This is a genomic window from Marinobacterium nitratireducens (assembly GCF_014645375.1).
Taxonomy (GTDB): Bacteria; Pseudomonadota; Gammaproteobacteria; order Pseudomonadales; family Balneatricaceae; genus Marinobacterium_A; species Marinobacterium_A nitratireducens.
This window is the reverse complement of record NZ_BMLT01000002.1, coordinates 490,290-500,498: the sequence shown is the minus strand read 5'-3', so window position 1 is coordinate 500,498 and position 10,209 is coordinate 490,290. Positions and strand designations below refer to the sequence as shown.

Here is a 10,209-nt window from a genome sequence, read left to right as displayed (position 1 = left end):
ACGCCGACCACTACGGCGAGGTACCCATGACCCGATTGCTGATTTCCACCGATCTCGACGGCACCCTGCTCGACCACCACGACTACAGCTTCGATGCCGCCGAGCCGATGCTGCAGCGACTTCAGACGCTGCAGGTGCCGTGCATTCTCAATACCAGCAAGACCTTCGCCGAGCTGGAGCCTTTGCGGCGCCGACTCGGCCACAGCGATCCCTTTATTGTCGAGAACGGCGCCGCGGTGTGCGTTCCGGCCGATACCGCGCTGGGCAGGGCGATGACGCCGCTCGAACGGATGGGTGGCTATCGCTACCAGTGCTTCGGGCCCGAGCGCAGCGACATTCTTGAACGGCTGCGCCAGCTGTCCGGCGAGTACCGTTTCCGCGGCTTCGCCGACCTCGACGTCGAGGCGCTGGTCGACTGCACAGGCCTGGATCCGGCCGCCGCCACCCTGGCGCTGCAGCGTCAGTTCACCGAACCGCTGATCTGGGAAGACAGCGACGAGGCGCTGACGCGTTTCGCCGGGGCGCTTGCCGAAAGCGAGCTGCAACTACAGCGCGGCGGCCGTTTCGTGCATGTGATGGGTCACTGCGACAAGGCCGGGGCAATGCGCTGGATCGCGCGGCAGTATCAGTCGCTGTGGGACGAGAAAGTGCTTGTCATGGCGCTGGGTGACGGCGAGAACGACGTCGGCATGCTGCAGCAGGCCGATATCGCGGTACGGGTACGCTCGCCGGCTCACGAGCCGCCGGAGGTGCCGGGGCGCAATGACGTACGCACCACCGAACGCCAAGGGCCCGAAGGCTGGTACGACGCCGTCGAACAGACGCTGCGAGAGCTGGACCTGTAACCGCCGCCGCCAACCGGCGACGGGACGCAAGCTCCGAATATTTTGCGCAAACGATAAAAAGGACCGAACATGGGCGACTTTTACCAGAACGGCATCATTACCACGCTGCACAATCTTTCCCACCGACCTCTGGAAGCTTTGGAAAAGGAACTGCTCGCCTTTTCCAAAGTACGCCCGATGGCCCTGATCCTGCCGTGTCTCTACTCGGAACTCGAAACCGAGGCGATGCCGAATATTCTCGAGCATCTCAAGCAGGTGCCTTACCTGTCGGAGATCATCATCGGCCTCGACCGGGCCAACGAGGCCCAGTACCGGCACGCGCTGGAGTTTTTCTCCGCGCTGCCGCAGCCGCACCGGGTACTGTGGAACGACGGCCCCCGACTGCGAGAGATCGACCGACTGCTCAAGCGCGAGGAGTTGTCGCCGGACCAGCCCGGCAAGGGACGCAACGTCTGGTTCTGCATGGGCTATGCGCTGGCATCGGGGCGCGCCGAGTCGATCGCCATGCACGACTGCGACATCGTCACTTACGACCGCGAAATGCTGGCGCGGCTGATCTACCCGGTGGCCAATCCCAACTTCAACTACGAGTTCTGCAAGGGCTTCTACGCCCGCATTGCCGAGGGCAGGATCAACGGCCGCGTCAGCCGGCTGCTGGTCACGCCGCTGCTGCGGGCGCTGAAAAAGGTGTTCGGCCCGCTCGACTACCTGGAATATCTCGACAGCTACCGCTATCCGCTGGCCGGCGAGTTTTCCTTCCGCCGCGACGTCATGAGCGACATCCGCATTCCCAGCGACTGGGGACTGGAAATCGGCGTGCTCAGCGAGATGAAGCGCAACTACTCCAACAACCGCCTGTGTCAGGTCGATATCGCCGACGTCTACGACCACAAGCACCAGGACCTGTCGCTAGACAACGACCAGACCGGGCTGTCCAAGATGTCGATCGACATTACCAAGGCCATTTTCCGCAAGTTGGCGACCAATGGCATCGTCTTCAACCAGGAGACCTTCCGCACCGTCAAGGCGACCTATTTCCGCATTGCGCTGGATTTCGTCGAAACCTACCGCAACGACGCCGAAATCAACGGTCTGACGCTGGACGTACACCAGGAAGAGCAGGCGGTCGAGCTGTTCGCCCGCAATATCATGAACGCCGGCCTGCATTTTCTCGAACACCCCATGGAAACGCCCTTTATTTCCAGCTGGAACCGGGTCATCAGCGCCTATCCGGACGTGCAGCAGCTGCTGCTCGACGCCGTCGAGGCGGACATGGCGGAATACAGCTAATCCCATGTATCTGGAGATCGACGAAATGGAGCGCAGCACACTGACGCCACTGGAACAGCGCCTCGCCGGGCACCTGCAACCGCTCTATCCGGACCTCGACGCCGTCGAGTTCGCCCAGGAATGCCTGGCGCACTTCGGGCTGTCGAAGGACGCACCAACGCCAGCGCCGCATCGCAACCTCTGGGACCAGAGCGACGTTATGCTGATCAGCTACGGCGACAGCCTGCGCTCGGAACGGGAAGCGCCGTTGCGAAGTCTGTATGGCTTCCTCGACGCCCATCTGCGCGATTGCATCTCGACCGTGCATATCCTGCCGTTTTTCCCCTACAGCTCGGACGACGGCTTCAGCGTCATGGACTACACCACGGTCAACCCGTCGCTGGGGCAGTGGGACGACATCACCAATATCAGCCGGCACTTCAAGATCATGGGCGACCTGGTGATCAACCACTGCTCCAGCCGCAGCCTCTGGTTCGAAAACTACAAGGCCGGCCTCGAGCCCGGCGCCGGTTACTTCGCCGAAGCCTCGCCGGACATGGATCTGAGCGCCGTGGTGCGACCCCGCACCTCGCCGCTGCTGCGGGAGGTGCAGACGCCCGACGGCGAGCGCCACGTCTGGTGCACCTTCAGCCATGACCAGGTCGACCTCGATTTCCGCAACCCCAAGGTGCTGCTGGAGTTCCTGCGCATCATCCGGCTCTATCTCGACAAGGGCATCCGCTGGTTCCGTCTCGACGCCGTCGCCTTCCTGTGGAAAATCCCGGGCACGCCCTGCATCAACCTGCCGGAAACCCACGAGGTCATCCGGCTTTTGCGACTGCTGATCGAGCACCATTCGCCCGATGCGGTGATCATCACCGAAACCAATATCCCCAACCGCGAGAACCTGACCTACTTCGGCAACGCCAACGAGGCGCATCTGATCTACAACTTCTCGTTGCCGCCGCTGTTGATCAACACCCTCGTCACCGGCTCCTGCCTGCACCTGAAAAACTGGCTGATGACGATGCCGCCGGCACAGTACGGCACCGCCTACCTCAATTTCATCGCCTCCCATGACGGCATCGGCCTGCGCCCGGCCGAAGGGCTGCTGAGCGACTGGGAGCTGGACACGCTGCTGTCGACGATGCAGCGTTTCGGCGGACGGATCAGCTCGCGCACCACCGCCGATGGCGAATCCAAGCCCTATGAAATCAACATCAGCCTGTGGGATTCGATGCGCGGCACCGCCAGCCACGGACCCGACCAGTGGCAGTTCGCCCGCTTCATGTGCGGCGCCGCCATCATGGCGGCGCTGGAAGGCGTACCGGCATACTATATCCACAGCCTGTTCGCGACCGAGAACGACGAGGCGCGGGTCGAACACACCGGCAGCTTCCGCTCCATCAACCGTCATATCTGGCAGGCAGACGACCTCGAGGCGGCACTTGCCGGCGATACTCACCACCGCCAGGTGTTCGAGGCGATGCGCAAGCTGCTCAACCTGCGCCGAGAGCAGCCGGCCTTCCACCCCAACGCCACCATGTACACCCTGCACACCGGCGAGCAGCTGTTCTCGTTCTGGCGCCAGAGCATCGACCGGCGTCAGAGCATCTTCGCCATCTTCAACATCAGTGACCAGCCCCAGACCTTCAACCTCTCGGAGCTGAACCTGATCCTGACCGACGAATGGATCGACCTGGTCAGCGGACAGGCGTTCGAGAATCGCGTCGCCCAGGTGACCCTGATGCCCTATCAGTACGTCTGGCTGTCGAACAGACGCGTTGCCTGAGACCCCGGCCGCTCAGGCGAAGGTCGTCTTGCGCCCGGGCTCCAACGCCCGGGCGTAGCCCGCAGGATCGAAGCGACGCGACAGCAGCAGCAACACCAGTGTCAGGCATGCATGGCAGCCCCAGGCGAATTCGAAGCGGCCGCCCTGATCCAGCAGCGCGCCGACGGCCCAGGGGCCCAGCGCGGTGAGTCCAAAGCCCAGCCCCTGCATGAATGCCGCCAGGCTGCCGGCAGCGCGTGCATCCAGCAGATGCTCGAGGCAGAGCGTGAGGCACAGCGAGAAGAAACCGCCGAGCCCGAGTCCCGCGATCGCGATCCAGAGCAGAGGCGCCGACATCGGCGCCAGTGCGAAGGCGCAGAAGCCGATGCACTGCAACGACAGCGAAGCATAAAAGCAAAGGCGCAGATCCGGCGTCCCCCGGCGCAGCAACGGCATCAGCAAAGCAGCGGCTGACTGGAACAGCGACATCCAGGCCAGCAGGCCGCCGCTGTCCTGCACCGGCATGCCGTTCGCCTGATAGAACGCCGGCAGCCAGGCCACCAGGCTCGAGTAACCGCTGTTACCCAGGCCGAAAAATACTGCCAGCAGCCAGGCGCGGGGAAGCGGCACGAAGCGTCGCACTGAAGGGACGGCGGTATCGTGTGCCACCTCGGGCGCCAGCCACAGCCACAGCAGCCAGGCCAGCAGCGCCGGCAACGCCCATACCGCCAGTCCCGGTCGCCAGTCGCCGGTCATGTCGCTGGCCAGCGGTGCGACCATTGCCCCCAGGGCTCCACCGCCGACCAGCGCCGCCGAGTAGAGTCCCATCGCCAGGGGCACCCGCGCGCCGAACCAGCGCTTGGCCACGCCCGGCAACAACGCCTGCACCAGCGCGATCCCGGTGCCCGCCAGCAACGCCGTCAGCACCAGGCCGAATGCCGCGGCCGGACCGATCAGCAGACGGCCGCCGGCACCCAGCGCCAGCAGTACCAGCGCCCCCAGCAGCATCCTCTGCTCACCGTAGCGACGCGCCAGACCGGGACCCGCCAGCGCCATGACACCCATCAGCAGGAATGGCAGTGTCGTCAGCACCGCCGCCGTGCCGTTTTCCAGTCCGGTCTCGGCCTGGACCTGCGGCAACACCGGACTCAGGGCGGTCAGAAAAGGCCGCAGATTGAACCCCACCAGCACCAGCAACAGCCACCCGGCCAGTCGAGTGAACTCATCCGACGTTGCGGCGATCTCCGGTCGGTTTGCACAGGTACCGCTCATGATGCCCCGCAAGCCGCCTGCCAGCGGGCATAGAGATGCTCATCCGGCAGCGCCACCGGCAACGGCCGCAATGTCAGCCCCTCGCTCTCGGGCAACCGTCGCAGCACCTGGTAGACCGGCTCCGTAGCGAGCCCGTGGCGGGCCCCGTCCTCTTCTCCGTAGGCGTAAAAGACCGTGTCGATTCCGGTCAGGAGGATCGCGCTCATGCACATGGCGCAGGGGTAGCCGCTGGCGTAGATCACCGCGCCATCCAGGCGCGGCGTGCGCAGCGATCGACAGGCGCTACGAATCGCCTCTATTTCGGAATGACTGGTGGGATCCTGGTTGCGGACGGTGCCATTGACGCCAGTGGCGAGCACCTCGCCATCCCGTACAATGACGGCACCGAACGGCTGACCGCCATCCGCCAGATTGTCCTCGGCCAGTTGCAGCGCCTGCTGCAGAAATTCCTGATGATTAGGCATCCGGTTACTCCGCGGGTAGGAAGGTAATATCGGGGAGAGGCGCAAGGGGCCCCTGCAGAACGCGCGCGGCCGGATCGGACAGACGCCGATCGGCTGCGAGCCTGCTGCCGGCAATGGAACGACACTGCCCGGGCTACCGGGCAGTGTCGTCGTCGATGGCAACGCATCGCCGCAGGTTCGCCGTCGCAGGCGATCAGTTTAACGGCAGATCATCGTAATTTTGAATTAAATAATTCAATGACAGCCAGTCGAATGCCGAATAGGCCGTGAGCGGCATGACCGGTGCGCTGTCAAACAGCGCGCGCTGTGCCGAACCAGTGATTCCAGCGCGCATTGACCCAGAGCGAAAGCGCGATCACCGCGCCCCCGATGGCCAGGCGCACCAGGTCCGCATCGCGGTTCCAGATCACCAGGTTGACGATCAGACCGGCCGGAATCAGCGCATTGTTCATGATCCCGAGAGTACCGGCATCGACCTGGCAGGCCCCGCGGTTCCAGAAGTAGAAACCCAGACCGGACGCCACTATGCCCAGCCAGCCGAGCACGCCCCACTGCAGCGCGGTGCTTGGTAGCTTGTCCGGGTTGCCCAGCAACAGGAACGACGGCAGCGCGATGACCAGCGCGCCGGCGAAGAAATAACCGAAGCTGCGCCAGGCCGGAAGATCGGTCGGGTAGCGGCGCGTCAAGTGCGCGTAGCCGACCTGCCCGGCGGCAAAGGCCGCATTGGCCAGCTGCAGCAGCAGGAAGCCGAACAGGAAGTCACCGCTCAGGCCGTCGTAACGGATGATAGCGGCGCCGACCACCGCCAGTGCCGTACCCGCCAGTGGCGCCACCGAGAAGCGGCGGTTCAGGGCGTCGTCGATCAGGGTCACGTAAAGCGGCGTGAAAATGGTGAACAGCAGCACCTCCGGCACGCTCAGGTATTCGAACGAACGGTAGAGGCAGAGATAGGTGATTCCGAACTGCAGCATCCCGACACCGGTGGTCCCCCAGCGCAGCCCCGCAGGCACACCGCGCCAGCGTGTCAGGGGCAGGAAAATCAGCCCGGCCAGCAGGATACGGGTCGTCACCGCGAAATAGCTGTCGACCCGACCGGCTAGATATTCGCCGATCAGGCTGAAGGAAAAGGCCCAGAGCAGGGTTACCAGTACCAGATTCGTCACACGTACACTCGTCGATGCGGAAAATTAGGGGCCTATTCTATACGCCCGAGCCCTGTCGATTCATCCCGTATTCACGCCCTTGGTCTAGACTGAGCGTTGGAATCTGCGGCCTGTTGGCACACAAGACCGGCACCCGCAGAGACAGAAATGGAACCTGCTCGCAGGTTCCAAAAGGATATTTCCGTCCCAAGGAGACCAGAGATGCACATGCACTCTTCGAAGATGTTTCGTTCGTTCGTCGCCCGCCTGCTGATGGGCATGATGCTGCTGTTGCCGACCCTGGCTCAGGCGGCTCCCGTATCCACCTCATCGCTGCTGTCCAGCGAAACCTCGGTCAGCGTCGATGCCGAGCGCGACAAGCTGCTGTCGTTGATCGAACGCGAAGATGTCGCCGAGCAGCTCAGCGCCCTCGGGGTCGACCCGGTGGACGCCAAGCAGCGGGTCGCCGACATGTCCCCCTCGGAAGTCGCCGAACTGAATCAGAAGATCGACGACCTGCCGGCCGGTAGCGGCGTACTCGGCGTCATCCTGGTGATCTTCATCGTCTTCATCATTACCGACGCTATCGGCGCCACCAACGTATTCAACTTCGTCCACCCCGTCCGCTGATGCAGCTGTTCCGAACCGCCGCGCGCAGCGCGGCGGTTTTGCTTTGCCTGCTGTGGCTGGGCGGCTGCGCCTCGCGCCTGCCCGTCAGCGAAATCGACCGGCTCGCAGACAGTCTGCCCGTCTTTGCCGAGTTGAAGGACGTGCCTTTCTACCCACAGGAACTTTACCAGTGCGGGCCTGCCGCACTGGCGACTGTGCTCGTCCACCGGGACCGTTCCGTCACGCCCGACAGCCTGGTACCCCAGCTGTTCATCCCGGAGCGCCACGGCAGTCTGCAGATCGAAATGAAGGTCGCGACCCGGCGCCAGGGTCTGCCGGCCTTCGCAGGACCCGACAGCCTCGACGGCCTGCTGGCAGAAATCGCCGCCGGACGCCCCGTCATCGTGCTGCAGAATCTCGGTCTCGAGCTGCTGCCGCAGTGGCATTACGCGGTGGCCGTCGGCTACGACCTCGCCGAACAGATGCTGATACTGCGCTCCGGCACCGAGAAGCGTCTGCTGACGCCGCTGGGCCTGTTCGAGCGCACCTGGGAGCGCAGCGGCCGCTGGTCGCTGCTGGCGTTGCCGCCAAATGAGCTGCCGCTGCAGATCGAACCGGCAACGGCGGTACGCGATGCACTGGACCTGGAGCAAACTCATCCCGATGCCGCGCGCCAGACCCTGCTGGCCGCATCCCGGCGCTGGCCGGACGATTACCTGGCGCAGATGGCCGCCGGCAACGCCGAACTGGCCGCCGGGCAGCCCACCGGTGCCGGCGCCGCCTACCAACGGGCGCTAAAAATCCGGCCGGATGCAGCCGAGGCCTGGAACAACCTGGCCTACAGCCTGGATGCGCGCGGCTGCGACCGCCCGGCACGTCAGGCCATCGACTGCGCGCTGACGCTGGCCCCGGACAATCCGGCCATTGTGCAAAGCCATCGGGAACTATCCGACGGGCAGCCGGTCTCTTCTACTCAGTGCCAGGCAATACCTCTCTGCCCTACCGCCCCCTGAGCTCCGGCTGTCGCCGGACAAGACTTCGAGCGACAGCCTCCTTTAACAAATTCGCAATCATCCCGCTGTAGTCTGAGCGGACCAATAATAATGCAGGAAACAACATGAACCATCAGGATCTCAACACCCAGCTTAAACAGCTGCTCAAAAGTGGCTATTCGATCGACGATATCCGCAATCTGGTGATCGCCCCGCGCGCCGAGCTCGAGCAGGCCATTCTCGAATACCAGCACCAGCAACGGCTCGAACGCCAGCAGGCCCGCGTCCTGCGCGGCCAGGCCGACTTCGCAATGGGTCTGGGGCGCCACTGAGCGCCATTTCCCCCGTCAAACGCCCTTCTCCCGCTCCCGACTCCGTACCGATCCCCGTTCAGCCGCGATTCAAGCGCAATAGATTATTTACTTTGTTGACGATCTGGTCCTAAACTTCGGAGGCTTTCGCAAGGAACCACCGAGCAGTCGTCAGGAAAACTGCCCTGCCCGACTCAGCCTGGCGGCTTCCTGAGCCGACTTACGAGCATGAAGGGAACTATAATGAAGAAAGTACTGACTATTGCCGCTGTCGCCGCCCTGGCGCTGCCGTTGACCGCCAACGCCGAACGCAGTGGCGAAGAACTCTACAACTCCAAGTGCAGCGTCTGCCACGCAGCAGGCGTCGCCGGCGCACCGAAATTCGGCAATGCCGAAGAGTGGGCGCCGCGTGCCGAGAAAGGTATGGACGCGCTGCTCGCCACCGCCAAGAGCGGCCTCAACGCCATGCCGCCGATGGGCACCTGCATGGACTGCAGCGACGACGAGCTCAAAGCCTCCATCCAGTACATGCTGGACGCTGCGCAGTAACAGATCACTGCCGCAGGCAGTGCCAAAAGAAACCGCCGAATCCGGCGGTTTTTTTATGGCTAGAATATCTCCTCCGGCGCCAGTCCCTGCCCTTCACTGTCGCCCTCGGGGCGCGACTGGATCGGCGCCAGCGATTCCTGCTGCCGGCCCTTGCGAATGACGATTTCGACACGCCTGTTGCGGGCGCGGTGCTCCGGTGTGTTGTTCGGCACCAGCGCGTGGGTGTCTGCGAAGCCACTGACGTCGAATCGCGACTGGTCCATGCGCGGGTCGGCGAACAGCTCGTGCGCGACCGCCAGCGCCCGGGCCGCAGACAGGTCCCAGTTGGATTCGAAGCGGGTACCGGAATAGGGAACGTTGTCGGTATGCCCCTGGATGGAAACCTGACCGTCAACGCCAAGCAGCACATCCCGGATCTTGGCGAGCACCGGGATGGAGTCGAACTTGAGCTCGGACGAGCCGGAATCGAAGGAGCCCTTTTCCTTGACGCGGATAATGATGCGGGCGCCGTCGGTCTCGATCTCCACCAGCCCCTCGCCGATTTCATTCGACAGGCTGGCGGCGAACTCGACCGCCTCCATTTCGGCCTGTTGCTCGAGCTGGCGCTGCAGCGCCTCCAGGCTGCCCTGAATATCCTGATCCCCCGCCCTCGAACGTACGTCCAGGGTGTTCAGGTCGTTGTTGACGGTCATCTGCCGCACCTCGTTCAACGGTGTCGGCTCCGGCCGGCCCGGGCTGAAGTCCTGGGCGATAACCGAGGTGCCCTTGGGAATATCGTCGACCTTGATCTGGTTCTGCACGCCGAAGGCCTCGCGCATGGAGCCCGCCAGCTGCTTGAACTTCAGCACGTCCATCTCGGAGAACGACAGCAGCAGCACGAAGAAACACATCAGCAGCGACATCAGGTCGGCAAAGGTCGCCATCCACGCCGGCAGGCCCGGCGGGCACTTGCAGTCCCGCTGCTCCTCGTCACTCATACGGCCAC

At 63.7% G+C, this 10,209-nt stretch carries 11 protein-coding genes; 7 read left to right on the top strand and 4 right to left on the bottom strand.

Annotation, left to right across the window (positions count from 1 at the left end; genetic code table 11):
• The first annotated feature begins 26 nt into the window (after positions 1 to 26).
• From IEX85_RS05210 to IEX85_RS05200, 3 genes are all read left to right on the top strand, one after another.
• Complete coding sequence (locus IEX85_RS05210; RefSeq protein WP_188859047.1) at positions 27 to 845, top strand: HAD-IIB family hydrolase; 819 nt, start codon at positions 27 to 29, stop codon at positions 843 to 845.
• A 69-nt stretch (positions 846 to 914) separates the two neighbouring features.
• On the top strand, positions 915 to 2,135 hold the full coding sequence (locus tag IEX85_RS05205; RefSeq protein WP_188859045.1) for a glycosyltransferase family protein: 1,221 nt from the start codon (positions 915 to 917) through the stop codon (positions 2,133 to 2,135).
• A 25-nt stretch (positions 2,136 to 2,160) separates the two neighbouring features.
• A complete protein-coding gene (locus tag IEX85_RS05200; RefSeq protein ID WP_188859433.1) occupies positions 2,161 to 3,906 on the top strand; it encodes an alpha-amylase family glycosyl hydrolase in 1,746 nt (581 codons plus the stop codon).
• Positions 3,907 to 3,918: 12 nt separating this feature from the next.
• On the opposite strand, the gene IEX85_RS05195 is transcribed toward IEX85_RS05200, so the two are convergent.
• From IEX85_RS05195 to IEX85_RS05185, 3 genes are all read right to left on the bottom strand, one after another.
• Complete coding sequence (locus tag IEX85_RS05195; protein ID WP_188859043.1) at positions 3,919 to 5,157, bottom strand: cyanate transporter; 1,239 nt, start codon at positions 5,155 to 5,157, stop codon at positions 3,919 to 3,921.
• Positions 5,154 to 5,621 carry a nucleoside deaminase gene (locus IEX85_RS05190; RefSeq protein WP_188859041.1) on the bottom strand — a complete coding sequence of 156 codons (468 nt, stop codon included), beginning with the start codon at positions 5,619 to 5,621 and terminating at the stop codon, positions 5,154 to 5,156. The genes IEX85_RS05195 and IEX85_RS05190 overlap by 4 nt, the downstream gene beginning before the upstream one ends.
• A gap of 290 nt (positions 5,622 to 5,911) precedes the next feature.
• A complete protein-coding gene (locus tag IEX85_RS05185; protein WP_188859039.1) occupies positions 5,912 to 6,784 on the bottom strand; it encodes a carboxylate/amino acid/amine transporter in 873 nt (290 codons plus the stop codon).
• 201 nt (positions 6,785 to 6,985) lie between these two features.
• Here IEX85_RS05185 and IEX85_RS05180 point away from each other — a divergent pair, with 201 nt between their 5' ends.
• The 4 genes from IEX85_RS05180 to IEX85_RS05165 all read left to right on the top strand — a co-directional run bounded on the left by IEX85_RS05180 (position 6,986) and on the right by IEX85_RS05165 (position 9,224).
• Positions 6,986 to 7,393 (top strand): DUF6627 family protein, encoded by a 408-nt coding sequence (locus tag IEX85_RS05180; RefSeq protein WP_188859037.1) that lies wholly within the window; start codon positions 6,986 to 6,988, stop codon positions 7,391 to 7,393.
• Positions 7,393 to 8,385: a PA2778 family cysteine peptidase gene (locus tag IEX85_RS05175; protein WP_188859035.1), complete on the top strand. Its 993-nt coding sequence runs from the start codon at positions 7,393 to 7,395 to the stop codon at positions 8,383 to 8,385. The genes IEX85_RS05180 and IEX85_RS05175 overlap by 1 nt, the downstream gene beginning before the upstream one ends.
• Before the next feature lie 104 nt (positions 8,386 to 8,489).
• Positions 8,490 to 8,696, top strand: a complete 207-nt coding sequence (locus tag IEX85_RS05170; RefSeq protein WP_188859033.1) for a hypothetical protein — start codon at positions 8,490 to 8,492, stop codon at positions 8,694 to 8,696.
• 222 nt (positions 8,697 to 8,918) lie between these two features.
• Positions 8,919 to 9,224, top strand: a complete 306-nt coding sequence (locus tag IEX85_RS05165) for a c-type cytochrome (protein WP_188859031.1) — start codon at positions 8,919 to 8,921, stop codon at positions 9,222 to 9,224.
• A 59-nt stretch (positions 9,225 to 9,283) separates the two neighbouring features.
• Here the strand turns inward: IEX85_RS05165 and IEX85_RS05160 are convergent, their stop codons facing one another.
• On the bottom strand, positions 9,284 to 10,201 hold the full coding sequence (locus tag IEX85_RS05160) for a flagellar motor protein MotB (protein WP_188859029.1): 918 nt from the start codon (positions 10,199 to 10,201) through the stop codon (positions 9,284 to 9,286).
• Positions 10,202 to 10,209 lie beyond the last annotated feature (8 nt).